The sequence below is a fragment of the Clostridium sp. 19966 genome (assembly GCF_032335695.1).
Classification (GTDB): domain Bacteria; phylum Bacillota; class Clostridia; order Clostridiales; family Clostridiaceae; genus JACTOJ01.
Window position 1 is genome coordinate 49,334 of sequence record NZ_JACTOJ010000006.1, and the last position, 25,270, is coordinate 74,603.

The following is a 25,270-nucleotide window of genomic DNA, read 5'->3' on the forward strand; positions in this document are numbered from 1 at the left end:
TTTCATAAGAATTTTTACCTCTAAATTTAAAATCAAATAAAAAAAGTCACTGCACAACTATATAAATGCTAGTTGTGCAGCAACCTCTTTTAATGACTTATGCTTTTGATTATAATTATTTATTGCAGCATTGCTCTAAAGCAATGGCAAGCTGGTCTGGACATGAAGTAGCTTTTGTTCCGCATTTTATTCCTTTAAGTCTATCTATGGCTTCTTCCACCTTCATACCTTCAATAAGCTTAGATATGCCATTCAAATTTCCATTGCATCCGCCAGTAAATCTAACCTCAGCTACCTTGTTATCCACTATGTCAAAATCAATTTTTTTGGAGCATACCCCTTTAGTTTCATATGTGTACATTACATCCATCTCCCCTTATAATTTTTCTCATATCTCCTACCATGTATAGAGATCCGCATATTACAAGCAAATCCTCCTTTTCACAGCATTGAAGTGCCTCCTTATAGGCCTCTTCATAATTCATAAAGGCTTCCACATTTGTATTGATAGACACTATTCTATCCTTTAGTGCATCTGCTTCCTCAGCCCTATCGCTGTGAGGTGTTACAGCAAAAACTCTTGAAGCCATAGGTGTTATAGTCCTAAGCATTTCATCAACCTGCTTATCTGCCAGTATTCCTATTATAAGATACATTTTTTTATAACTGAAATACTTGCCTATGCTTTCAGATAATTTTGAAATACCATCTATGTTGTGAGCTCCATCTACAAGAACAGTAGGCTTTGTACCAAGCACTTCCATCCTGCACTTCCATTTTACCTTTAAAAGTGCTGATTTCATGGAATCTACATTAATATTATAACCTAAGCTAATCAAAGCTTCAATGGCACTTATAACTACTGAGCAATTATTAATTTGATGTATCCCCAGCAAAGGAAGTTTTATTTCATAAGATTGCACTTTTGTATTTATTTCTATTATCTGCTTATAGTCTTCAATTCTTATAAATTCCCCAGAATTTTGGAAAACTATAGTAAGCTTAGCATTTCTTTCAGCGCAAACTTTTTGTATTACTTCTAGTGCTTCCTCCTGTTGAGGATAGCTTATAACTGGAATTTTCTCTTTTATTATTCCAGCTTTTTCATAAGCTATCTCAGCAAGTGTGTTTCCAAGTATATTCATATGATCATAGCTTATAGAAGTTATAACACTTAAGATAGGAGTTATAACATTAGTTGAATCAAGCCTTCCTCCAAGTCCTACTTCAATAACCCCAAAATCTACTTTTTCCTCGTAGAAATAGAGGAACATAGCACAGGTTATAATTTCGAATTCTGTAGGATGATCATAACCTGCTGCTACGACCTTCTTTACTGCCTCAGATACTTTTTCCACAACTTCACAAAGCCTATTCTTAGGTATATTTACATTATTTATCTGCATTCTTTCTTCAAAGCATTCTATATATGGTGAGATATAAAGCCCAACTTTATAGCCGTTTTCTATAAGTATTTGGTTTATCATGGCTGAAGTAGAGCCTTTGCCATTAGTACCAGCTATGTGAATGCATTTTATTTTATCCTGAGGATTTCCTAAAAACTCTAGAATCTTATAGGTTCTTTCAAGGCCTAAATTGCTTCCGAATTTAGTGGTTTCAGTTATATAGGCCATAGTTTCTTCATAATTCATATTAATCACCTATTTCAAACTATCTATCCTGTCTAAAACTGATTTAAGCATTTCCTTGTATTTTTCACCTTTAGCTTTTTCTTCTGCCACAACACTCTCAGGAGCCTTGCTGACAAAACCTGCATTATTTAGCTTCTTTTCTACTCTTTCAATTTCAGACAAAAGTTTTACTTTTTCCTTATTTAATCTCTCTATTTCCTTCTCTACATCTATTAAATCTAAAAGCGGCATAAATAACTCTGCACCCTTTGTTACTGCAGACACTACATTTTCAGGTATATTCTCCTTATCCTCTACTATATCAATTTCATTTACAGAAGCTAACTTTTCAAAATATATCTTGCCAGCAGAAAAAGCATTTTTAGCATTTTCCTTAACATAAGCTATAAGCTTTGCTTTTCTTGAATTCGGTACATTCATCTCTGTTCTAACATTTCTTATGGCTTTTATTGCTTCTATAATATAAGACATATTTTCTTCTGCTTCTTCATCATAAAGTTTATCTTCATATTCTGGCCATTTTGATATAGTTATAGATTCATATTCTGCCCCAAGATGAGTGTATATCTCTTCTGTGATAAAAGGCATCGCTGGATGAAGCAGCTGCAATCCTGAAGTTAATACTCTGTACAGCACATTTGATGTAACTGCTTTGGCTTTCTCATCATCTCCGTATAATACAGGTTTACACAGTTCAATGTACCAATCGCACAACTCTCCCCATAGGAAGTCATATACCTTCTGAAGAGCTATTCCAAGCTCATATTTTTCTATGTTTTCTGTCACTTCCTTAGTCACAGTATTTAATCTTGAAAGTATCCATCTATCTGCCAAATTATAGTCAGTGCAGGTTTCATATTTTTTCATAAGCTGCTCATCAAAATTCATCATAACGAATCTTGAAGCATTCCATATCTTGTTAGCAAAGTTTCTTGCTGCCTCTACTTTTTCTTCATAAAATCTTATGTCATTTCCTGGAGCACTTCCAGTTACTAGCATAAATCTTAAAGCATCTGCTCCATAGTTTTCTATTACATCTAATGGATCCACACCATTTCCAAGAGATTTAGACATTTTTCTTCCTTGACTATCCCTTATTATTCCGTGAATAAGCACAGTATCAAATGGTACTTTACCCATATTGTGTATTCCTGAAAACATCATTCTAGCAACCCAGAAAAATATTATATCATAACCAGTTACCAAAACATTGGTTGGATAAAAATACTCTAGGTCTTCAGTTTTTCTTGGCCATCCTAAAGTAGAAAAAGGCCAGAGTGCTGAACTAAACCATGTATCTAAAACATCTTTATCTTGCTCCAAGTTATGGCTTCCACATTTTGAACAGCTTGTTGGTGCTTCTTCTGATACTATAATTTCTCCGCAGTCCTTGCAATACCACACAGGTATTCTATGTCCCCACCAAAGCTGTCTTGATATGCACCAATCCTGTATGTTTTCCATCCAGTTAAAATAAATTTTTTCAAATCTCTCAGGAACAAACTTAGTATTATTTTGTTTTACAGCTTCTATAGCTGGTTTAGCTAGAGATTCCATTTTTACATACCACTGCTTTGAGATCATCGGTTCTATTACACTGCCGCATCTATCATGGCAGCCTACATTATGTACATGAGGTTTTATCTTAACTAAGAAGCCTTGATTTTTCAACTCCTCAACAATGGCTTTTCTTGCTTCATATCTATCTAACCCTGCATATTTGCCACCATTTTCATTGATAGTTCCATCGTCATTTAATACTCTGATTTCCGGAAGGCTATGTCTCTTTCCAACCTCATAATCATTAGGATCATGAGCTGGAGTTATTTTAACTGCCCCTGTTCCGAATTCCATATCTACATAGCTGTCTGCTACAATAGGTATCTCTCTGTTTACTAATGGAAGCATAAGCTTCTTACCTACAAGGCTAGCGTATCTAGCATCATCAGGGTTTACAGCCACTGCAGTATCTCCCAGCAAGGTTTCTGGCCTTGTTGTGGCAATTTCTATAAATTCCTCACTGCCTATTACAGGATATTTTATGTGCCAAAAATTTCCTTCCTGTTCTTCATATTCTATCTCAGCATCTGAAAGAGCTGTCTGACATTTTGGACACCAGTTAGTTATTCTGTTTCCTTGATATATTAATCCTTCATTATAAAGCTTAACAAATACATGCTTTACTGCTTTGTCTAAGTTTTCATCCATGGTAAAGGCTTCCCTAGTAAAGTCCGCTGAGCATCCAAGCTTCTTTATTTGCTGTCTTATCCTCTCTCTGTATTCATCTGTCCATTCCCAAACTTTTTCAAGAAAGGCTTCTCTTCCGATCTCCTTCTTTTTTATGCCCTGCTTTAAGAGTTCATTTTCCACCTTTACTTCAGTTGCAATACTTGCATGATCTTCACCAGGAAGCCAAAGAGCACTATAACCCTGCATTCTCTTAAATCTTATAAGTATATCCTGCATAGTATTATCAAGCGCATGACCTAAATGAAGTTTTCCTGTTATATTTGGAGGCGGCATAACGATAGTAAATGGCTTTTTACTCTTATCAGCCTTTGGTGTAAAATAACCCTTTTCCTGCCATGTATTATAAATTCTTTCTTCAAAATCCTTTGGATTATATGTAGTTGCTATATTCATTTTCTCTTCCATGTTTATTCCTCCTGTTTCAATTAATAAAAAAAGAGCCTTCATCCAAAAGGACGAAGACTCGCGGTACCACCTTTTTTCCCAAAACGGGCACTCATATATTAACGGTGAGAAAACCGTCCTATCCTACTTTTATTTCAGAAAGGAAACTCAAAAGCTACCTTCAGGGAACACTATGGAATTCTTACAGCCTAGAAACCCCTCTCTTTTCGAAGAAAACACTTTTCTTCAATAATAGTGCCTAACCCTTACTCCTCTTTATCACAGTCCTATATAAAATTCATACCTAACAATATTATATACATTATTTATATACTGTCAATAGTATTACATTTTTTCTCCTGCTACATCAGTATTTATGCTTATATCTTCTGACATTTCTTCTTTGCTCTGAAGATTTTTGAAGGCTGTTGCCATCATAAGTTTTATTCTGTTAAGCTGATTAACTTCGCTGGCGCCGGGATCATAATCCACAGGAGTCACATTTGATAATGGATACTTATTTTTAAGAGCCTTTATCATACCTTTACCTGTTACATGGTTAGGCAGGCAGGCAAAAGGCTGCATGCAAATAACATTTTCCACTCCGCTTTCTATAAGCTCAATCATCTCTGCAGTTAAGAACCAGCCCTCTCCAGTTTGATTCCCTAGAGACAAAATCTCCTTTGCTCCTTCTGCCAATTCTTCTATGGACTTAGGAGCTGTAAATCTTTTACTTTGAGATAGAGCTTTCTTCATATGTTTTCTGTAAAATTCCATTCCCTTTATAGCCGCATTGCTAGCTATCTGGCTTACCTTGCTGCCTGCTAAAAATTCGTATTTAAAATTAGCGTCATAAGCACAGTACATTAAGAAATCCATAAGATCAGGCATTACGGCTTCAGCACCTTCATTTTCTACCACATCAACCACATTATTATTAGCCGTAGGATGGAATTTAACTAATATTTCACCAACTAGTCCAACTCTAGGCTTCTTTACATCTAAAACTTCTAAGCTGTCAAATTCATTTACTATGCTGTAAATATTATTTTTAAACTTAGAGTGGCTTCCAGTAGCCACAGATTTTTTACATTCTTCCACCCATTTTTCATATAAGGCATTAGCCGATCCATTAACCTTCTCGTAAGGTCTTACTCTATAAAGCACTCTCATTAGAAGATCTCCGTAAACTAACGCCATCATGGATTTATTTAAAAGTGATGGACTAATCTTAAACCCAGGATTTTTCTCCATACCTATAGCACTTAAAGATATTACCGGTATATTAGAAAGTCCTGCATCCTTTAAGGCTTTTCTAAGAAAAGCTATATAATTAGTTGCTCTGCAGCCTCCGCCAGTCTGACTTATCATTACAGATACATTGTTAAGATCGTACTTGCCTGATTTTAAAGCTTCAATCACTTGCCCTACTACTATTATTGTTGGATAGCAGGCATCATTATTTACATACTTCAATCCTTCATCCACCGCACTGGTATCAACTGAAGGCAGAACTTCTAAATTGTAACCGGACTCTCCAAAAGCCTCTTCTAAAAATTGAAAATGTATAGGAGACATCTGGGGCACAAGTATTGTATGCATCAGCTTCATATCTTTTGTGAATACAACTTTGTTATTTTCAAGCGGAACAATATGAGGTTTAATATTACTATTCTCTCTCTCTTCCATAGCTGCCTTTAAGGATCTTATTCTTATCCTTATAGCTCCTAGATTACTTCCTTCATCTATTTTAAGCACAGTATAAATCTTACCATTAGAAGCTAATATCTCTTGAACCTGATCTGTAGTTACTGCATCTAATCCACAGCCAAAGGAATTAAGCTGGATAAGTTCAAGATTTTCCTGAGTAGCCACATAAGCAGCCGCTCTATACATTCTTGAGTGATATACCCACTGATCCACAACTCTTAATGGTCTAGGAGTTTCTGCCAAATCTGCCACTGAATCCTCAGTAAGTACAGCCATACCGAAACCAGTAATAACATTAGGGATTCCATGATTTATTTCTGGATCTATATGATAAGGCCTTCCAGATAAAACTATGCCCTTCTTGCCAGTCTTTCTAAGGTACTCTAAAGCTTCCTTACCTTTTTCTTTTATATCCTTTTCTACATTTGCTCTTTCTTCCCAAGCCTTGTTAATCGCAGATTTTATTTCCTCAAATGGAATGTTGAAGCCCTTAAGTTCATCGAATAACCTACCATAGAGTTTCTTTTTATCATTTAAAGAAACAAAAGGATTCATAAAATTAATATTATCTTCTTTTATTATATCCATGTTGTTTTTTATAACTTCTGGATAGGAAGTTACTATCGGACAATTATAATGGTTGTCTGCATTTTTGTCCTCCTGTTTTTCATAAGGAACACAAGGATAAAATATAAATTTAATTCCTTTTTCTATAAGGCTTATTATATGTCCATGAACTAGCTTTCCTGGATAGCAAACAGATTCTGAGGGTATAGTTTCTATTCCTTTTTCATAAACTGACTTTGAGGATCTTGGTGATACTTCAACCCTAAAGCCAAGCTCTGTAAAGAAAGTAAACCAAAATGGATAGTTTTCATACATATTAAGCACTCTAGGTATTCCTACAGTTCCTCTTTTAGCGCTATTTGCTTCCAAAGGCTTATAAGAGAACATTCTCTTATATTTATAGTCATAGAGGTTAGGAAGCTCATTCTTAACTATTTGCTTTCCTGCTCCTCTTTCGCACCTATTTCCTGTAACGAACTGGTTTCCATCGTTGAATTTGTTTATTGTAAGAAGGCAGTTATTAGCGCAAAGGCCGCATCTTCTTAGAGAGCTTTCTACTTCAAAGCTTTCAAGCTTACTTTCTTCCAGTATAGTAGTCTTATAGCCTTCCTTATATCTTTCTTTTGCTATTAATGCAGCTCCAAAAGCTCCCATAAGTCCAGCAATATCTGGTCTTATAGCTTCCCTTTCAGAAACTAATTCAAAGCTTCTAAGTACCGCATCATTATAAAAAGTTCCTCCCTGAACTATTATTTTATTTCCCATTTCTTCAGGGTTTCTTATCTTTATAACCTTTTGAAGGGCATTCTTTATAACCGAATAGGAAAGTCCAGAGGAAATATCACCTACTGAAGCCCCTTCCTTCTGAGCTTGTTTAACTCTTGAGTTCATAAATACTGTACATCTTGATCCTAAATCTACTGGATTTTTTGATTTAAGAGCCTCACTTGCAAATTCCTCAATACCTAAATTAAGAGAGTTAGCAAAGGACTCTATAAAAGATCCGCAGCCAGAAGAGCAAGCTTCATTTAGCAGTATACTATCTATCACTCCGTCCTTAACTCTTAGGCATTTCATATCCTGTCCGCCTATATCCAATATGAATTCTACTCCTGGCAAGAAGTGTTCAGCAGCCTTAAAATGAGCTATAGTCTCAATCTCTCCAATGTCTATGTTTAATGCAGACTTAATCAGTCCTTCACCATAACCTGTAACTGTAGAGTTCAATATCTTAGCTTCTTTAGGCATCTTAGAATATATATCCTTTAGTATATTTATAGATTGCTTTAAAGGATTTCCTTTATTACTTCCATAAAAACTATATAAAAGTTCTCCATCTTCACTTATAAGAACAGCCTTAGTAGTGGTTGACCCTGCATCAATACCTAGATAACAGTTTCCTTTATAATCTTCCAAAACTCCTCTTTTAACTCTATCCTTATCGTGTCTAGCTTTAAATTCTTTAAACTCATCTTCATCTGCAAAAAGAGGTCTAAGTCTATGTATCTCAGATGCATTTTTTCCCTTTAGTCCTGGTAACTTTTCCATTAAATCAGAGTACAATTGAGGTTTTTCTTCTCTAGATTTCAAAGCTGCTCCTATGGCCACAAAAAGCTGAGAATTTTCAGGGAAAATTATCTGTTCATCAGTTAAATTTAATGTTTCTATAAATCTTTTTCTAAGTTCAGACAAAAAATATAGCGGACCTCCTAAAAATGCTATGTTACCTCTTATAGGTTTACCACACGCTAGTCCACTTATAGTCTGATTAACTACAGATTGAAATATTGAAACGGCTATGTCTTCCCTAGCTGCCCCTTCATTTAATAGAGGCTGAATATCTGTTTTTGCAAACACTCCGCACCTTGCAGCTATAGGATACACAACCTTATAGCTTTTGGCAAGTTCATTAAGACCAGCAGCATCAGTTTGAAGAAGAGCAGCCATCTGATCAATAAAAGCACCTGTACCACCAGCACAGGTTCCATTCATTCTCTGTTCTAATCCGCCTTTAAAATATGTTATTTTAGCATCTTCTCCACCTAATTCTATGACAACATCGGTTTCAGGTATATATTTTTCAACAGTATGGGTACATGCTATTACTTCTTGAATAAAGCTAATATTCATCCATTTAGATACTGATAATCCACCTGATCCAGTGGTCATTATAGTTATCTCACTGTCACCAAATTTCTTATATGCATCCTCTATAAGATCAATTATAGTTGACTTTATATCCGAGAAATGCCTTCTATATTCACTATAAACTATTTTTGCATTTTTATTGAGTACTACTAATTTTACAGTGGTTGATCCAACATCAATACCCAAATGAAAAATTTCTCTCATATCTACCATCCTATCTATTCATGCTATAATAGAAAATTTATTTCTTAAGAAATTTTATCACTTAGAAAAAATATAGTCAAATAATTATTTTCTAATGATTAAAATATTCTAAACGGACAATAATTATTTATGTAATATGTTCCACTTCTGAGAATATATTTATCTAGAGATTTAATTTATCCTAGGGTTCTGAAAGAAACCATGCCTAGGCAATCAAAGCCTTTATCAACATCCTTTTAAAACATAGCCATTTAAATAAATCTTACCAAAACATTTTTAGGAGGTTCACTTATGAGTTATTTTGAAAAAGCCAATGAGTTTTATGTTTCTAAGGAATATGAAAAAGCTATGGAATTCTATAAAAAAGCCATTGACATAAAAGATAACGAAGCTGCCAGTTATTACAATATCGGGGTCTGTTTAATAAAGCTTAAAGAATTTAACAAAGCTATTGCCATATTAAAAAAAGCTATTGAACTTAGGAGTGACAGCAAATACTATTTTAATCTAGCCTACTGCTATGCTATGATTAAAGATAGAAAAAAAGCTTTAATATATTTTAATACCGCCTGGAGCATTGATAATAACGATGCTGAATGTGATAAAGCAATTAATCTAATCATGCAGGATTATAAAAAAATCCACTAATAAATGATATTAGTGGATTTTAAATTTAATTCTAAGAATTCCATTCTCCAGCCAAGCTTGCATCCTTATGATCTAAACTAAATCTTTTACTGTTATAATAGTTACCCCCATTATAAAAAGTAGTATCTACATTAATCCATTTTGAATTAACATAAGATTGATTCCATGCATGTCCTACCCAACTAGTACCATTAAAACCTTCACCAGTTATTAATCTTACATGAATTCCAACTGCCCTGCTCATAGCAACATAAAGGCATGCATAGTCAAAGCATATACCTTTTCTAGTATCAAAAGCAGCAATAGCCCCAGAAGCTTCACTAAAATCATTATTTAATATTCTATCTGCTTTCTCATTATCATATTGGATATTAGACCCAATCCAATCATATAATTTTTTTGCTTTTTCATTATCTGTTGTAAGTCCTTTTACAAGCCCTTTAGCATAATTATTTATTTCCCCATCAGATTTTACTCCTTCATCCAAAGTTATTCCATTATAGTAAACAACACCGCTGTCGTTGTTAGCTTTCGGTGATTCTCCAGAGTTGCCTGAAGGCTGCTTTATTTGAATTTTAAATGAATTATTTATTATATTAGGCAGCTGCTTGGCTACGCTTGAATTAGCTATAGGAACAATTATACTCTTACATACATAATTATATTCCTTAGATTTATTAATATATGAGTTCAAATCTTTGCTTACATTTATTATAGATAATATATTAAATATAAAGGTTAACACTATTACATAACATATAGCTTTTGGTAATTCAAAAACTGCTGCTATAATCCTTTTTAGCATCGGATTTAATTTTGAAATGAAACTTTCAATAACATCTAATAAAGGAAATATCGATAAAGAATTTATTATATAAAAAATCCCTTTTACTATCTCATATAATATGAATATAAATATAGGAAGCGCTACTAGATATATAAGTCTAGGCTGCTCTTCAAAGGTGTTTTTAATAAAATCAGGTAAATTTGTATATATGTTCATGTATATACCTGGATCATGCTGTATAAATATCTTTTTTACAAAGGATAGTCCTGCAATCATAGCAGCTATAAGGCCTAAATCAGCTTCTAAATTCCAAATATCTCGTTTTAACCCGTTAGATGAAAAGCCAGTTATAAAGCCCTTAATAATCGGGTACAAAAGTGCTATCAGTAGTGCAGCTGAAACTATATTAATATTCAAAATACTCACACCCTTAAATTAAAGTAGTCTTACCTTATATTACTCTTCTCTCAAAATACTTTTTACTATGTCTTTTACTATATCATAGTCATAACCTTTAGACATTAAAAATCTTACAAGTTTTTGATATATTTTAGATTTATCACTTTCATTTTTAGCAATTAAATTATATTTTTTTAAAGCTGCTGCTTTTGCCCCATCATACTCTTTTTCCTTTGTGCTATCATTAAGCAAAGGATTTAGTACATCTTCAGATATTCCTTTTCTAGTCAATTCAAATCTTATTTTGTTTTTTCCTTTTGTTCCTATTTTATCTTTTATATACATCTGTGCATATTTTCCATCATCCACAAAAGAATATTCTTTTAAAAATTCCATTACTCTATTTATTATGTCTTCTTCATATCCTTTTTGAATAAGCTTATCTTTCATTTCCTTTTGGGTTTTAGTGGTCTTTTCAATAATCCTAAGTGCTGAAGTTTTGGCCTTAAGAAAATTATCTTCTTTTACTATGCTCTCGGTTTCTTTTATGTCAATGACCTTGTTTTTTTCTAATTTATACGTATATACAAGCTCTGTGGATGCACTAAAAGAATATTCATCGTCTATAAAAATATTAACTCTATTTTTATTGTTTTTTTGTAATTCTATCTTTGTTATCTTTCCTTGCATAAGTTATCTCCATCATTTCCTAGGCTTTAATATGTGTATAGTAGGATTTTGCAGCACTTTTACTGCCACATCATAAATTTGCTGCTTGTTTAATATCTCAAGCTTTTCCATATCTTGCTTAAATTCAAACTTATCTTCTTCTTCTAAGCACTGGTGCAAAACATAACTTGATAAATCAGCTGAGTCCTCCACAGTTAAGGTTATTGCTGTCTTCATTACTTTCTTCATTAATATTAATGCTTTTTCATTTATATCAATGCTTCCATTTGTAATACCATTAATACAATCATCTATAATATTTATGGCTTCTTCTATGGATTTGTCCTTTACTGCAGTGTAAATATATAATGTTTTTATCTGATGAGTTGTATCCAAATGAGTGTATACATCATAGGCTAACCCTCTTTTTTCTCTAAGTTCTCTAAAAAGTATGGAATTAGCACTTTCTCCCAACCTATGATTCAATACTCTTAAGGCTAATTCTTCATCCTTAGACAAATTGTAAAAATTATAGAGATAGGTTATAGTACTTTGCTCCACATTGTTCTTATAGCTTATCTTTTTTAAGCTTTTATTTCTTTCTAAAAAACATTTTTTTCTTTGAATTTCTTTGTAATTCCAGTGACTAAAATTATATTTTACTATATTCAATACATCATTGTGTTCCATAGAGGATGCTATGACTATAACAGAATTATTAGGAACATAGTACCTATGATAAAATTTCAGGGCAAAGTCCTGTGTGAATTTCTTTATAGATTTTCTTTCCCCAATTATATCATATTTTATAGGATTTTTTTCATAAGCTATTTTGTTTATCATCTTAAAGCTGTAGTCTTCTATATCATCGTTACTACTGCTGAGCTCAGCTAATACTACTTCTCTTTCTCTAACAATCTCTTTTTTAGGAAATGTGGAGTTTATTATCATATCTGAAAGCAGCTCCACGGATTTTTTAAATTCTTCTTTCAATACTGTAATGCTGTACACGGTGCAGGTATAATCCGTATATGCATTATAATCTCCGCCTAAAAGCTCCAGTTCCTCATTTAATCTTTCGTTGTCTCTATGCTTAGTTCCTTTAAAAAGCATATGTTCAATGAAATGAGCTAATCCTTTTTCATTTTCTTCTTCATCTATAGCTCCTATTTTTATTCCACAATTTATCGATACAATATTTGTATTTTTCTTTATAGTAACCACTCTAAGTCCATTTTCAAGCACTGTATCTTTAGCATCGAAATGTTTATAATCCATATATTACTCCTAAATTCTTTTATTTAATTCTGATTATACTTCAAAATAATGTGAATATGTCTTTTGATTAATAAATTTTGAAGCATCATTTATTATATCATAATTGATACTGACGCTAAAGAAATTAAACACGCAAATTTATTGATTTTTGAAACATATATTATTGAAATTGACTTGACTTAATTTGTTTGATAAAATAGGTGAGTATTCCAATTGAATATAGACAGTTCGAAACCATCCTGTCTATAAATAAAACTAGGGGGTAATTAAATGAAATTTTCAACACACCAAATGGCACGAGGCGCTCTTATTGCCGCTCTTTATGCCGTCTTAACCTTATTTTTTACTTATACAAGCTATTCCAATATACAGTATAGGTTTGCTGAGGCCTTTACTATTTTACCTATGCTTTCGCCTTGCTATGCTGTTGGAGTTACTCTTGGATGCTTTATAGCAAATTTATGGAGTCCTAACGGTATCACGGATTTGATATTCGGTACGGGTGCTACTCTAATAGCCTCTCTAATCACATATTTTATAGGAAAAAGCAATATAAAATTCAAAAAATTTATAGCTCCTATTCCGCCAGTTTTAGTAAATGCAGTCATAGTTGCTCTAGTGCTTAAATATTCTTTAGGATTGCCCTTTTGGTTATCCGCACTGCAGGTAGGCTGGGGAGAATTTATATGCGCTTATGTATTAGGTATCTTATTAATGACTTTCATAGAGAAAAATCCAAAGCTAAAAAAACTATTCTTATAAATATAAAAGCTAGTATATCTATACATTTTAGATATACTAGCTTTTATTTTAACTAATTAATCTTCAACAACTTCAAATTGATCTTTGCCTACTCCGCAAAGAGGGCAAACCCAATCTTCAGGAATATCTTCAAATGAAGTTCCTGCAGCAACTCCGTTATCTGGATCTCCTTCTGCTGGATCATAAATATAACCACATACTACACAAACATATTTTTTCATGAGTATCACATCTCCTCCTATAATTCTATAATATCTTTTACAATATTTATTGTAATTATTATATAATAATTATTAAATAATTTCCACATATAAATATATTTTTATTTAACATTCTCCATTTTTCCATATAAAAATAAGTGCTAGTATTAATAAAAACTTTGTGCAAATTATACACTCTCTATATCCGCTGTAAATATTGCAAAGCAAAAGTTTATATTACTGCTGCTCTATTCTATTTATGTTATCAACATGTACAAGTGAATTTATTTCTTTATAAATATAATAAAACATCACTGTTAATATAATTGATATTCCTGAAAAGCACATGGCATAGTAAAAAGGCAAAGCCTTAGCCACCCATCTACCAAATAGAGATCCTAATTGCATTGCTATCCCAATCAGCGTATCTACAGCAGTAGTTACCCTACCAAATCAGTGTCACTGTTGAAAAAGTAACCAACATAAATCCAGATATACCATTAAATAAAGAATCAAAAATCTTATAAGTCACAGTAAGCAGTGAATTTGCCGCCACCAACTCCTTCGTATCCACAATCTGAGGAACTATAGTATCTTCTATAGGATAGGTTATGTTGCTCGTAAGCGAAGACATAAACATAATTATTAACAGTATATAAATTCCTAAAACATGGAAAAAGCAGGTAAAATTGACAGCAATACTATTTGTCCAATTAAGGAAAACATGAAAATCCTTTTAGCGTTAAGTTTTTCTATTATTGGTCCAATAAATATGAGTAGCATATCTGGTTGCAAGAATAAAAATACTGCTGCGCTTGTATAAAACGAAGAATGTAAAGTCTTTGAAGTGCACCAAATTGTAACTCTGTAAAAAAAAAACATCTGCAAATTTATTATTAATCTAGCAAATAGAAGTAAATGAAATCTTTATTTTTTAATATGTTCTTAACATTTACCTTTCTTGACATTGACCCCAGTGGTGTAAATTTCCCAGATACAAGCAGAGTTATTACAAAGGGTGCAAAAACCCCTTTCAAGAACATCATTAAACTGTCACTACTCTCTACTCAAAGAAAAGTATACCAGTTTCTTCTATGTCTTTAGTTTTCATCTTCTAATTTGAATAAGCAATAATATCAATTATATCTAAAGTTCTTGAGGATATAAGCGGCATTAATTCAAAGCCGTAGGAGATGCTCCTCTCCTACGGCTTTGAATCTATTTTTATACATTAAAACAAAATACTAAGAATAGGATTTTTATTAAACAACTTTATTTTATCAAAGTTACTATTCCATTTATCCCATCAAGAATAACTTCATCACCTTCCTTTAAAAGTGACGTAGCATTCTTCACATTATATATAACTGGTATATTCATTTCTCTTGCAATTATACCTAAATGCTCAAAAGGTGAACCATTCTCTACAATTATTCCAACTACATGATTAAAGATAGCTTCTAATTCGCCACAGCGAGTAAATGGAAGAACCAATATTGCATCCTGTTCAAGCTGCTTAGGAATTCCAACCTTGACCTTTCCTCTAACTTTCTTTCTAAGCCCAGAAATACCTTTCAAATCACTATAGGTATCCTCTTTTTCATTATTTTCAAGCATATCTTCTTCAGGTCTCTTTCCAATAATATCCGGTACCAATAACTTTTTCTGCCAATCAAAAATGCTTTTTCTTTTTCTTACGATATCACTAAAATCAATAGCTTTTTTTAACCCTTCTTCGATTTCCTTTAAATTGAGAAAATATATATCTCCACTGCAACTAAGTGAAGCATTTGCTAGCAATTCCTCTTCTGCTTTATGCAATGCCGGACGTATATATGATCTTATCATTCTTTCAAAATAGAAATGATGATTATCTCTCGATATATACGCTTTCTCTGCCAAGCTCAATCTATTAAGAAACTCCTCTTTACTATTTTCATCTAGTTTACTCAACAAATGATTCTTTACTTTTTCCTTATTTTTAAGCGAATTTTCAATAGATACTTTAAAGTTTTTAGCACTGAAGTTCAAGAACCTGCGTACATGCCCAATTACCTTTTCTGGTGCTTCCAGAATAATTTGAGAATAAGGATTATTTATATCCTCCTCCATATTGCACATTCCAAAATTTTTAATATAATCTTTTATGATTTCCACAAGTTTTTCACCTTTTGGTTCGTTTATTATTCTACTGTATAAAAGCTTATTATATTTGCAATCCATAAACATATCCAACAAAACTTGATTTGAAGCAATCTCTTCAGCCATACTAATATAAAATTCACGTTCTCTATTCAATATGCTAATCCTAAATACAAGGTCATATATATCATCTATTTTTATTCCTTCATCTATACTTTTACAGTATTCAATAAAAGCATCCATATAATCACAAGCATGCGTTACAGTTTCATGATTACAAGATAAGAACTGCATATATGCTACAGCTTTTTTAAGGAATTCAGATGTTTCCTCCCTTGTAAGTCTTTTTCTTATATAATTATCCAACTCATTTTTATACAATAGAAGCTTTGGCAATATCTCATCTTGAAATATATTTTTATAATCCTTATGCAGATCTTTTATTTTTTCAAGAAGTTTATCTTTCTTTTGTTTACTATCTTGCATTTCTCTATCTGCAAAGAAAAAATATCCATTTTGTACACAATAATAACTATATAAATTAGGAGTACCTGCATGATGCAATCCGCTGTTTAACGCTTCTCCTTCAAGTAAACTTAGTTCATTAACAAGGGGTTCATATGGCTTGTCTCCGTCTTTGTACCAAGTATAATTGCTATCATTATCATTTTCCCAATTAACTTTAAATTCCTTGTTTCTGAATGTGGTGATTGGTCTTGCTTGAAGTATAAAAATATCTCCATTTTTAATTGTCCATTCGATATCTTGATAGGTATTAAATATTCTTTCTACTTGGATGGTTTTTTCATACAATCTATTTATCACGTCTATGTTAGGTTCACGCATCCCTTCAGGTAGGTTTTTCTCTACCAAAGCGCCAGTCTCCTTATTCACTTTGTAAAATATAGATTCTGCTCTTCCATCTACATAATTATTGCAAGTGCCTTCAACAATATTCATGTGCATCATATTCTTGTCCATATCGATAGAATCCACTGAGAAGTTAACTCCAGAATATTCACCTGATATAAATTTCTGTATAATTACAGCCATTTTCAATTCTTTAAAATTCAGATTATTGTCAGCAAAATATTCCATGACTTTATCTGAAAACAAAGAAGCATAACATTTTTTTATACTCATTTTAATTTTCTCAAAAGAACTTAACTCTATAAAGGATGAGAACATTCCTGCCATACTATAGTTTTCATTATCCTCACATAAAGCCGAAGAACGTACCGCAAACTGCTGCTGATTTATATCTGTAGCTATATTTTCAAAAAATCTATGCAGCATTACCTCCATGTCCTCTGAAAATTCAGCTTTCAAAATAAATCTTTTAATCTCTTCATTGCAAATCAAATAATTCTGAGCACTGTACTCAAAATTATTAATCTTAAGAAATTCATCAAAAAACTCAGAAGACAATGCAAAGCCAATTGGAACATTTATAGAATTTCTTATGAGTTCTCCCAAGGAGCTAGCTTTTGTGCCATACTTCTTTTTTTGTGTCAAAGATAAATCTGATAACATAGATATCATTCTACTACCTCTTCTCATTAATTTAAATTTACTTGCCGGCAGTGTATTAATTATATCTATGCTTGAATAATTTTACAAACAAACAAATATCCCTGTGCTATTTACTATATAGGATAGCTATACGAATATCTTTATGCCTTCTCTTTTCTACTTTTTTCTTGATATTTTATTATTTTTATGATAAAATATTTTGTCAGATTACCAGAGGAAGCTTAGCACCGCTGGGGTATTATTTTTCCCATATACAAGTAATATTAACTTTTATATTCAAGAATATCAGTGAGCTTCTTACTACAACTTTCTAGATAAATTTTCTCTTAAACACATCCTTAAGTCCAGTCTTCTCAATTCTATCTTCAATTTCCTTTACATCCGTGGTATAAAGCCCTGCCTCTTGCATATGCTTAAAATAACCTGCCCCAGCAAAGGTATATCTATTTCGTCTGCCTTCAGTTGTCTCTATCTTTTCATTTGCATAAGCAATAATATCTCCTGAAGCTGTTTCTCTTGGCAAAATAAGAAGCTCTTGCCCAATTGCCTGTCTAACTGCATTGGTTCCTGCTACAGCTCCAGTGACCATAGCTTCAGTATGTCCTACAAACAATCCTGCTTTTTCACCACCTACAAACAAGTTATCTATTCCTTTGACCTTCATAGTATCATCTCTAGGAGCCATAGATAAATATCTTATTGAATTGCCCTTTCCTCCGGCATAAGGATCAATATATTTTGCATGTTCTAATCCCTTTATTTTTCTTAATTTAGCTAATGGATAGAAAGAACTCATAAGCTTTGCATTGCCAGTATCCAGCAGTACTATATTTTGAGCAAATTCGGGAAGATCATACTGTTGACAAACCTTTATTTTTAACTTATCCATATTAACATCTTCTGGAGGTACCTTTAGTATTACCACTCCCTTTTCATTTAATTCACTTACAACTTCTTCTGACAAGCTATCCTTGGCTAATTTACAAGAACCGCTAAAAGCGCCGAATAAACCATCTTCTCTTTCTCCATGGTAATCTTCTGCTCCTGCTTTTGCGCTAATGCTAATTCTTGGTCCAAATGTAGGACATCTTAAAACACACATAGCACATCCATTGCCATATTTCAAACAATTCCCCATAGGTCCCGTAGACCCTGTAGCTTCAACAAAAACATCAGCTTCATGAAAGCTCTCATCTTCCAAATAAATTCCTTTAATGTGGTTGCTCTGCTTTTCTATGTCAACTACTCTAGCTGTAAAAGATACCTTTATATCTCTTTCTTCAAGAAAGTTTCGTACATCCACTTCAATTTTATTAACGTCATAAAGACTAGCATGATTATGGCCTGGGAAATCTATATTTACATGTCTTGAATTTCTATCTGTGATATCTATGAGTTCTCCTGCTCCCATGGCTATTATTTCTTCAGCAGCTGTAAATCTGCCATTATTTCTCATAATGCCCCCTACATTTCCAAGACCTAAAAGCATATCAGTTCTTTCGAAGATTTCCACATCCGCACCTGCTTTTTTGGCTGTCAAAGCCGCTGATACTCCAGCCCAACCTCCGCCGATAATTATAACCTTCATATAGATCTTCTCCCTTCAAATATTTTCACTGGATCCACCTGTAACTTACATAATCGCTTAGTAATATTTCCATCATACTTAGTGCTGCAGCTCCCGCACACTCCCTGACCGCAACACATTTTAGCATTATTGCAACAGGAGATTTTTACTTTTCCATCTAAGAATTCTGCAATATTTTTATTTAATATGTCAGGACCATTACATTGCAATAAATTCACATGCTCATTTTCAGTAATAGTAGTTAGCAAATCTTTTAATTCTTTCGTAAGATTTCCATCCTCATATATGGTACTGCATCTTATCACTTCACATTGGTATTTTTCTAAATATTTATTAACAAATAACTCTTTTCCTACTGCATCATCTAATATAGCTATTATTCTATTGCCATTTTCATGTAGTTTTTTTATAACGGGAACTGCTGGAGCCTGTCCTATGGCCCTTGCTATTACAATGGACACTCCATCTCTTGCGGAATATATATTTTTCAACCCAAAAATTCCATTCCAAAATGGACCTCTAATAAGCATATTGTCATTTTTCTCTATTGCCTCTATATTCTTTGTTTTTATTCCTTTTATCTCTACCACAAATTTAATCCAGTTTTCTTCTAAATTACATTCCATTATAGATATTGGGGTGTCATAAAACTGAAAAGTCTTTGGGGATCTGATAAAAATAAAGCTACCTGGATACGCTAAATCTTGAGTTATTTTATATGGTGTGCTTAAAGTGTATTCTATGGTTCCTTGCTGGATTTTCGCTTTATCCAACACCTTACAAATATAATTTTTCCTATTTTCTTTAGGCTTGTTACTATTATTAATAAATTCAGTATATATACAAACACCATTCCAATTATTGCAGTCACAAAATGTTTTACCTGATAATCGAGAACAGAGTATGCATTCACCTACTTCTGCTAAGTGGCAAGGGCAATACTCTGTTCCAGAGTCAATACAATTAGCTATTTCATGATTCATATGTTTACCTGCCTTTCCATCCATCCTATACTAATAAAATATTTACTTTTAATATTTTTGTTACTATTTTGAAAAAATTAAATAATTAAAGCTCTGTTTTAAATCGATGTTGATTTTTACACTGATTTAAAACAGAGCTTAACTATTATTTTTTACCTCTTCCTTCTTAATTGAAATTTGATTAACATCAGCTAAAACCTTGATATCACTATAACTAGATATATAGTTAACTAGTTTTCTATATACCTATATATCTAGAAGATGTGATAATTACGCTATTTCAGTTAAAATATCCAAAATATCTTTTTATGAAAAATATTCTCTTCTACATTTTCATTAGCATTCAATTTTTTTCTACATATAAGTTTACCATCTTCATATATTTGCAATATTCCCATGGATTCATTATTTTTTATAGGTGCATGAATATTTTTGGATAATACTACTTTTGTTTCTAATTTGCCGCCTTTTTTCAAAGGAAAATATATATCTTTAGAACTTTTTAAGTTCAATTTTTCCTTCCCACCACTAATTTTAAAATCCTTAAGTATTTGATTTGCTTGTGATATGTTTACATAGTCGTATTGGCTGCTAATGTAATCCTGTATTTTTTTTGTCTCATTCCACCTCTCTGGACAATTTATAGTTACTATTACTATATCATGGCCTTGGAAGTCTATTGATGTTACAAGACATTTCCCTGCTTGACCTGTGTATCCTGTTTTAACTCCGTTAGCTTCCGGAATCTGCCATAATATTTTATTTATGTTGTGATAATTTCGTGTAAATCCATACTCTGAGGTCTCTATATCCTTTGTGGACACAATTTTATTAAACTCTTCTATCTTTTTAGCTTCCAAAGTTATCAAAGCAAGATCATATGCCGTAGTATAATGATTTTGACTGTCTAATCCATGAGGAGATTCAAAATGTGTATCTATCATTCCAAGCCCGCTAGCATACTCATTCATCAATTTCATAAATTCATCTGTGCTTCCTGAAATTCCTTCTGATATAGCTATAGCCGCATCATTACCGCTTCTTAACATTAACCCATACAATAATTCTCTTAAAGTAACGATCTCTCCTTTTTTATATCCTACTGTTGATCCTCTTATGGCCGCTGCTTTACTGCTTATCTCTATATTTTTTTCTAAATCTCCATATCTTAATGCCACCAAGGAGGTCATAATCTTTGTAGTACTAGCCATAGGAGTTATAGTTTTAGCATTTTTATCATAGAGCACTCGTTTTGTCTCGCCATCAACAGCTACAGCATATCTAGCGTTTATGTTAGGTTCTTTAACTAACTCCATACCATAAGCCTCTTCAGATATATTCGAAACAGAAACTCCTACTATAAAAAAAACAAGTAACATAGCTATAAAAAATTTGTTTTTCAATGATAACACCTGCCTTAATGATTATTTTATTGCATTCTAAAAATACCTAGTTCCAACTTGTACCATTAAGTTGCTTTACAAAAATCTCTTCTTAGTATATATATCTGATAATATTTTATTAGTTTTACTATACAAAACTTTTAATATTTTTGGCATTAAATAATAAATATCATATTTATGGATACACTACATTATGTTGGGAGGTATGTATATGATCTTTACATTTATCGCATTAACTGTGCTTATCGTGCTTATTATGCCCTTAAAAATAAAATTAAAAACTATTTACGAAAATAATGAATTGCAAATTTATGTTTTTGATAGGAAAGTAAATTTTAAAAAAAAACATAATTATACGGAAAATAATAGCAAAAAGAAGAAATCTGAGCTTATTTTAAAAAATGGATTATCTAGACTAAGAAAACTCATAAATATAAAATTTAAGCCTAGATTGGACCTGAGCCTAGAAATGCATTATGGTTTTGAAGATGCTGCATTTACCGGAATATTTTTTGGTGTAGCTCAAAATATGAATTCTTTCGTATACGAACTTCTCTCTTCAGTATTCAAAATCAAAAACTACAAATTTGATATTATACCTAATTTTAATAAGCCCATGCTAAATTTTAGAATTAATAGTATATTTTCTTTTAATTTAGTAAAAATTATATACATACTTATAAGAATATATATTTGAAGGAGGTGAAGCCTGACTAGAAGTCAGGTATACTTATGGTAAATAATCATCCTATAGAAGGTCTTATGGGCTGCACCATGGAAAATATTAGAGATATGATTGATGTCAATACTATAATAGGAGATCCTATAGAAAGTAAAGATGGAAGCTTCATACTCCCCATATCAAAAGTAAGTTTTGGATTTGCATCTGGAGGAAGCGAATTTTCTAATAAGGTTGATAACGAAACTAAATATCCTTTTGGCGGAGCTAGCGGTGCCGGTGTATCACTGCGTCCTGTAGCCTTTATTGTTATAAATGGAGATAATGTTAAACTTCTTTCTGTAGAGCACGATAATCCATGTGATAGGCTTATTGACTATATTCCACAGATTATAGATATGATAAAGGGAGCTAAAAGTCGAAATGATTCCTGTGAAAAAAATCAATAATAAAAAAGCTTCACTACATATAAGTTATAATTAAAAAATGATGGAAGCAAATAAAAAAGTTTGCATTGCTTTTCTATTTGCTTCCATCATTCATATCTATATAACTCAAATCTAATGGGTTATTTCCTCTGTATTTTCCTGATATTCTTTCATATATTTTTCTACTATGACTTCTAATGAAGGTAATTCTTTTATATTTTCAATATTTAACTGTTTCAGGAAATCATCTGTTGTAGAATATAATATTGGTCTGCCTGGAGCATCTAACCTTCCCGATTCTTTAATTAATTTTTTATCTAAAAGTTTAGCTACTGCGCTATCACTTTTCACCCCTCTTATCTCGTCTATGTCTATACGGGTGATAGGTTGTTTATATGCAATTATAGCTAGAGTTTCTAAGGATGCCTGAGAAAGCGATTGTCTGGAGTTTGTTTTTAATATCTTTTGAATATATTCACTATTCTCTGACTTAGTAACTAATTGGAATTCATCATTTATTCTTATAAGCTTTACCCCTCTATCTTCGTATATAAACATCATTTCTTTCAAAACTTTTTTAGTAAATGCTGGGCTTAATTCTAATATACTAGCTATATCCTTTAGTTTCATCGGCTCACCGCTTACAAAAAGCAAAGATTCTATGATAGAATAATATCTAATATTAGAGTTGGTCTCTTTTATTTCTATCTGCAAAATATTATTGTCCTTCATCAACCTCTATCCTTTCTACATAAATATCAGAAAAACTATATTCCTGGAATGCCATCACATCCCTCATCTTGATAAGTTCTAAAAGAGCTAAAAACATAACCACCACTTCGATTTTACTGCTGCAATCTTTAATTAATTCTTTAAAATTATATTTCTTTCCTTTTCTTAGAGCTGTGCTTATCTGAATCATTTTATCTTCAATCTTAAATTTATCCACTGGTATCTGGGTTAATAATGTATTATTCTCATTTATCTTATTTCTATATCTATTTATTAATTCATTATACAAATTATACAAGTCAAGCATAGTTATATTCTTTAACACATCTTCATTAACATTTTCAGATAAAGAATCATCTATTATTTCAGCTTTCTTAGAGAAAGTTTGTCCATTTTCTTTAATTACCTCTTTTAAGAACTCTGATACGGCTTTAAATTTTTTGTACTCTACAAGTTTTTCTATCAGATTGGCTCTAGGGTCCTCTTCTTCCTTATTGTCATTTTCCGCTTTAGGTAAAAGCATTTTGGATTTTATTTCCAGCAATGTAGCAGCTACCACTATAAACTCAGATGTAACTTCTAAATCTATTTCTTTCATTTTTTTTATATAACTCAAGTATTCATTAGTTATATCATATATCTTAATATCGTATATATCCATTTCATTCTTTTTTATAAGATGAAGTAATAAATCAAATGGACCTTCGAAATTTAAATTTTCTAATTTTATATTATAATCCATATCCATACCTCGTTTATGCAATATAAAACATATTAACCTTTATTAATATATCATTAATTCTGCCTAAATTCTATATAAAAATCCTTTAGTCCAACTTTATATAAATAATTAAAATATATCCAAGCTTAAATATTAAATTATGAATTCTATTATATTTTCATAATTTAATATTGGTTAAGCTTGGATATTATTGATTATATTGAACCTTTAAATATGTTCCTAAAACCAGACTTAATATTATCAAAGAACCCTGATTTCTTTATATCCCTGTCGCTGTATATTTTAGCAGTGCCTATCAGGTTATTTCCATCATAATACTCACATATACCTATGACTTCACCTTTTTTTATTACTTTTTTATTTGAATCTAGTTTAAGTTTCGAAGTTATTTTAGGACTACTTCCTTTTTCAATAGTAACAAGAACATCTTCACAGGATTTAGCTATAATAAATTTATCTCCTCTTTTATTAAGGGTTATCTTTTGAATTTCATCATCTTTGCTTACAATTTTCTTGCTTTCATATTTAGAAAATCCATAGTTAAGAAGCATGCTTGCATCTCTATTCCTTTTTTTATAGGTTGGAGCTCCCATAATAACACATAGTACCCTTACTCCATCTCTATTAGCTGTAGCTGAAATACAGTATTTGGCTTCCTGAGTAAATCCAGTTTTTAATCCATCACAACCTTTAAAGAATCTTACCAGTTTATTATGATTAACTAATTCGATAGGAGTCTTTCTTCCTTCCGATATAGTTTCCATATATGTTCCTGTATATTTTAGTATAGTTGGATGCTTAAGTAGTTCTTTTGACATGATGTAAATATCATAAGCCGTTGTAATATGTCCATCAATCGGTAATCCATTGCAGTTTTTAAAGGTTGTATCTTTCATGCCGAGTTCCACAGCTCTCTGATTCATCATCTTAGCAAAGTTCTCTTCGCTGCCTCCAATGTACTCTGCTAAAGCTACAGCTGCGTCATTACCAGAGGCTATAGCCACTCCTTTTAGTAATTCTTCCACCGTTCTAATTTCTCCAGTGTCCAAAAGCATTGTACTTCCACCCATTTTTTTTGCATTTTCACTTATAGTTACTTTATCGCTAAGTTTTATTTTACCGCTGTCTACCTTCTCCATAGTAAGAAGCATTGTCATTATTTTTGTAACAGATGCCGGAGCAAATTTTTCGTGAGAATTTTTTTCATATATAACTTTCCCCGTGACTGGTTCTACTAATATGGCAGATTTAGCTTCAACATTTATGCCTTCCTCTTCAGCTTTAACCGGAACAGCGAATAAACTTAGCGATGTTAATATTATTAAAAAAATATTGGTAAATCTAACTGTGATTTTTTTCATTTCTAATCCTCCTTTCACAAT

The 25,270-nt window shown here is 32.0% G+C and carries 21 protein-coding genes and 1 other annotated feature; of the genes, 4 read left to right on the forward strand and 17 right to left on the reverse strand.

What is annotated here, in order from left to right; translation table 11 throughout:
• Nucleotides 1-115: 115 nt before the first annotated feature.
• From IAI10_RS07785 to IAI10_RS07800, 4 genes are all read right to left on the reverse strand, one after another.
• Nucleotides 116-361, reverse strand: a complete 246-nt coding sequence (locus IAI10_RS07785; RefSeq protein ID WP_315672734.1) for a TIGR03905 family TSCPD domain-containing protein — start codon at nt 359-361, stop codon at nt 116-118.
• A complete protein-coding gene (locus IAI10_RS07790; protein ID WP_315672735.1) occupies nt 348-1,652 on the reverse strand; it encodes a folylpolyglutamate synthase/dihydrofolate synthase family protein in 1,305 nt (434 codons plus the stop codon). Before IAI10_RS07790 ends, IAI10_RS07785 begins: the two co-directional genes overlap by 14 nt.
• A gap of 9 nt (nt 1,653-1,661) precedes the next feature.
• Nucleotides 1,662-4,307: a valine--tRNA ligase gene (locus tag IAI10_RS07795; protein WP_315672736.1), complete on the reverse strand. Its 2,646-nt coding sequence runs from the start codon at nt 4,305-4,307 to the stop codon at nt 1,662-1,664.
• 43 nt (nt 4,308-4,350) lie between these two features.
• Nucleotides 4,351-4,578 (reverse strand) — a binding site (T-box leader).
• A gap of 53 nt (nt 4,579-4,631) precedes the next feature.
• Complete coding sequence (locus IAI10_RS07800; protein ID WP_315672737.1) at nt 4,632-8,915, reverse strand: acyl-CoA dehydratase activase-related protein; 4,284 nt, start codon at nt 8,913-8,915, stop codon at nt 4,632-4,634.
• A gap of 291 nt (nt 8,916-9,206) precedes the next feature.
• Between IAI10_RS07800 and IAI10_RS07805 the strand changes: the two genes are divergently transcribed.
• Entirely contained in the window at nt 9,207-9,563 is a 357-nt protein-coding gene (locus IAI10_RS07805; protein ID WP_315672738.1) for a tetratricopeptide repeat protein, read from the forward strand.
• 31 nt (nt 9,564-9,594) lie between these two features.
• Here the strand turns inward: IAI10_RS07805 and IAI10_RS07810 are convergent, their stop codons facing one another.
• From IAI10_RS07810 to IAI10_RS07820, 3 genes are read right to left on the reverse strand one after another with little or no spacing between them, the layout of a single operon-like run.
• Nucleotides 9,595-10,776 carry a transglutaminase domain-containing protein gene (locus IAI10_RS07810; RefSeq protein ID WP_315672739.1) on the reverse strand — a complete coding sequence of 394 codons (1,182 nt, stop codon included), beginning with the start codon at nt 10,774-10,776 and terminating at the stop codon, nt 9,595-9,597.
• A 30-nt stretch (nt 10,777-10,806) separates the two neighbouring features.
• Nucleotides 10,807-11,439, reverse strand: coding sequence for a recombination regulator RecX (gene recX, locus IAI10_RS07815; protein ID WP_315672740.1), 633 nt, complete (start codon nt 11,437-11,439; stop codon nt 10,807-10,809).
• A gap of 12 nt (nt 11,440-11,451) precedes the next feature.
• Entirely contained in the window at nt 11,452-12,696 is a 1,245-nt protein-coding gene (locus IAI10_RS07820; RefSeq protein WP_315672741.1) for a pitrilysin family protein, read from the reverse strand.
• A gap of 270 nt (nt 12,697-12,966) precedes the next feature.
• Here IAI10_RS07820 and IAI10_RS07825 point away from each other — a divergent pair, with 270 nt between their 5' ends.
• Entirely contained in the window at nt 12,967-13,458 is a 492-nt protein-coding gene (locus tag IAI10_RS07825; protein ID WP_315672742.1) for a QueT transporter family protein, read from the forward strand.
• A gap of 56 nt (nt 13,459-13,514) precedes the next feature.
• Here IAI10_RS07825 and rd read toward each other — a convergent pair whose 3' ends face one another.
• From rd to IAI10_RS07860, 7 genes are all read right to left on the reverse strand, one after another.
• Nucleotides 13,515-13,679, reverse strand: a complete 165-nt coding sequence (gene rd / locus IAI10_RS07830) for a rubredoxin (protein WP_315672743.1) — start codon at nt 13,677-13,679, stop codon at nt 13,515-13,517.
• Nucleotides 13,680-13,895: 216 nt separating this feature from the next.
• On the reverse strand, nt 13,896-14,024 hold the full coding sequence (locus tag IAI10_RS07835; protein ID WP_315672744.1) for a hypothetical protein: 129 nt from the start codon (nt 14,022-14,024) through the stop codon (nt 13,896-13,898).
• A gap of 79 nt (nt 14,025-14,103) precedes the next feature.
• On the reverse strand, nt 14,104-14,298 hold the full coding sequence (locus IAI10_RS07840; protein ID WP_315672745.1) for a hypothetical protein: 195 nt from the start codon (nt 14,296-14,298) through the stop codon (nt 14,104-14,106).
• Nucleotides 14,299-14,930: 632 nt separating this feature from the next.
• On the reverse strand, nt 14,931-17,342 hold the full coding sequence (locus IAI10_RS07845) for a PEP/pyruvate-binding domain-containing protein (protein ID WP_315672746.1): 2,412 nt from the start codon (nt 17,340-17,342) through the stop codon (nt 14,931-14,933).
• Nucleotides 17,343-17,643: 301 nt separating this feature from the next.
• Entirely contained in the window at nt 17,644-18,921 is a 1,278-nt protein-coding gene (locus IAI10_RS07850) for an FAD-dependent oxidoreductase (RefSeq protein WP_315672747.1), read from the reverse strand.
• The gene (locus IAI10_RS07855; protein ID WP_315672748.1) at nt 18,918-19,904 is read right to left on the reverse strand and encodes a sulfide/dihydroorotate dehydrogenase-like FAD/NAD-binding protein; all 987 of its coding nucleotides are present in this window, start codon (nt 19,902-19,904) and stop codon (nt 18,918-18,920) included. Before IAI10_RS07855 ends, IAI10_RS07850 begins: the two co-directional genes overlap by 4 nt.
• Nucleotides 19,905-20,188: 284 nt before the next feature.
• On the reverse strand, nt 20,189-21,283 hold the full coding sequence (locus IAI10_RS07860; protein WP_396334358.1) for a D-alanyl-D-alanine carboxypeptidase family protein: 1,095 nt from the start codon (nt 21,281-21,283) through the stop codon (nt 20,189-20,191).
• Nucleotides 21,284-21,518: 235 nt separating this feature from the next.
• Here IAI10_RS07860 and IAI10_RS07865 point away from each other — a divergent pair, with 235 nt between their 5' ends.
• Nucleotides 21,519-22,004: a DUF2953 domain-containing protein gene (locus tag IAI10_RS07865; RefSeq protein ID WP_315672750.1), complete on the forward strand. Its 486-nt coding sequence runs from the start codon at nt 21,519-21,521 to the stop codon at nt 22,002-22,004.
• 35 nt (nt 22,005-22,039) lie between these two features.
• Entirely contained in the window at nt 22,040-22,435 is a 396-nt protein-coding gene (gene ytfJ / locus IAI10_RS07870; protein WP_315672751.1) for a GerW family sporulation protein, read from the forward strand.
• Nucleotides 22,436-22,546: 111 nt separating this feature from the next.
• Here ytfJ and scpB read toward each other — a convergent pair whose 3' ends face one another.
• From scpB to IAI10_RS07885, 3 genes are all read right to left on the reverse strand, one after another.
• Entirely contained in the window at nt 22,547-23,146 is a 600-nt protein-coding gene (scpB, locus tag IAI10_RS07875; protein WP_315672752.1) for an SMC-Scp complex subunit ScpB, read from the reverse strand.
• Nucleotides 23,133-23,888: a segregation/condensation protein A gene (locus IAI10_RS07880; protein ID WP_315672753.1), complete on the reverse strand. Its 756-nt coding sequence runs from the start codon at nt 23,886-23,888 to the stop codon at nt 23,133-23,135. Before IAI10_RS07880 ends, scpB begins: the two co-directional genes overlap by 14 nt.
• 194 nt (nt 23,889-24,082) lie before the next feature.
• Entirely contained in the window at nt 24,083-25,249 is a 1,167-nt protein-coding gene (locus IAI10_RS07885) for a D-alanyl-D-alanine carboxypeptidase family protein (protein ID WP_315672754.1), read from the reverse strand.
• Nucleotides 25,250-25,270 lie beyond the last annotated feature (21 nt).

Bases quoted from the DNA above. Each gene is read 5' to 3' on its own strand.
- IAI10_RS07785 (WP_315672734.1), bottom strand. From the start codon at position 361: ATGTACACATATGAAACTAAAGGGGTATGCTCCAAAAAAATTGATTTT.
- IAI10_RS07790 (WP_315672735.1), bottom strand. From the start codon at position 1,652: ATGAATTATGAAGAAACTATGGCCTATATAACTGAAACCACTAAATTC.
- IAI10_RS07795 (WP_315672736.1), bottom strand. From the start codon at position 4,307: ATGGAAGAGAAAATGAATATAGCAACTACATATAATCCAAAGGATTTT.
- IAI10_RS07800 (WP_315672737.1), bottom strand. From the start codon at position 8,915: ATGAGAGAAATTTTTCATTTGGGTATTGATGTTGGATCAACCACTGTA.
- IAI10_RS07805 (WP_315672738.1), top strand. From the start codon at position 9,207: ATGAGTTATTTTGAAAAAGCCAATGAGTTTTATGTTTCTAAGGAATAT.
- recX (WP_315672740.1), bottom strand. From the start codon at position 11,439: ATGCAAGGAAAGATAACAAAGATAGAATTACAAAAAAACAATAAAAAT.
- IAI10_RS07820 (WP_315672741.1), bottom strand. From the start codon at position 12,696: ATGGATTATAAACATTTCGATGCTAAAGATACAGTGCTTGAAAATGGA.
- IAI10_RS07825 (WP_315672742.1), top strand. From the start codon at position 12,967: ATGAAATTTTCAACACACCAAATGGCACGAGGCGCTCTTATTGCCGCT.
- rd (WP_315672743.1), bottom strand. From the start codon at position 13,679: ATGAAAAAATATGTTTGTGTAGTATGTGGTTATATTTATGATCCAGCA.
- IAI10_RS07840 (WP_315672745.1), bottom strand. From the start codon at position 14,298: ATGTTTATGTCTTCGCTTACGAGCAACATAACCTATCCTATAGAAGAT.
- IAI10_RS07845 (WP_315672746.1), bottom strand. From the start codon at position 17,342: ATGATATCTATGTTATCAGATTTATCTTTGACACAAAAAAAGAAGTAT.
- IAI10_RS07850 (WP_315672747.1), bottom strand. From the start codon at position 18,921: ATGAAGGTTATAATTATCGGCGGAGGTTGGGCTGGAGTATCAGCGGCT.
- IAI10_RS07855 (WP_315672748.1), bottom strand. From the start codon at position 19,904: ATGAATCATGAAATAGCTAATTGTATTGACTCTGGAACAGAGTATTGC.
- IAI10_RS07860 (WP_396334358.1), bottom strand. From the start codon at position 21,283: ATGTTACTTGTTTTTTTTATAGTAGGAGTTTCTGTTTCGAATATATCT.
- IAI10_RS07865 (WP_315672750.1), top strand. From the start codon at position 21,519: ATGATCTTTACATTTATCGCATTAACTGTGCTTATCGTGCTTATTATG.
- ytfJ (WP_315672751.1), top strand. From the start codon at position 22,040: ATGGTAAATAATCATCCTATAGAAGGTCTTATGGGCTGCACCATGGAA.
- scpB (WP_315672752.1), bottom strand. From the start codon at position 23,146: ATGAAGGACAATAATATTTTGCAGATAGAAATAAAAGAGACCAACTCT.
- IAI10_RS07880 (WP_315672753.1), bottom strand. From the start codon at position 23,888: ATGGATTATAATATAAAATTAGAAAATTTAAATTTCGAAGGTCCATTT.
- IAI10_RS07885 (WP_315672754.1), bottom strand. From the start codon at position 25,249: ATGAAAAAAATCACAGTTAGATTTACCAATATTTTTTTAATAATATTA.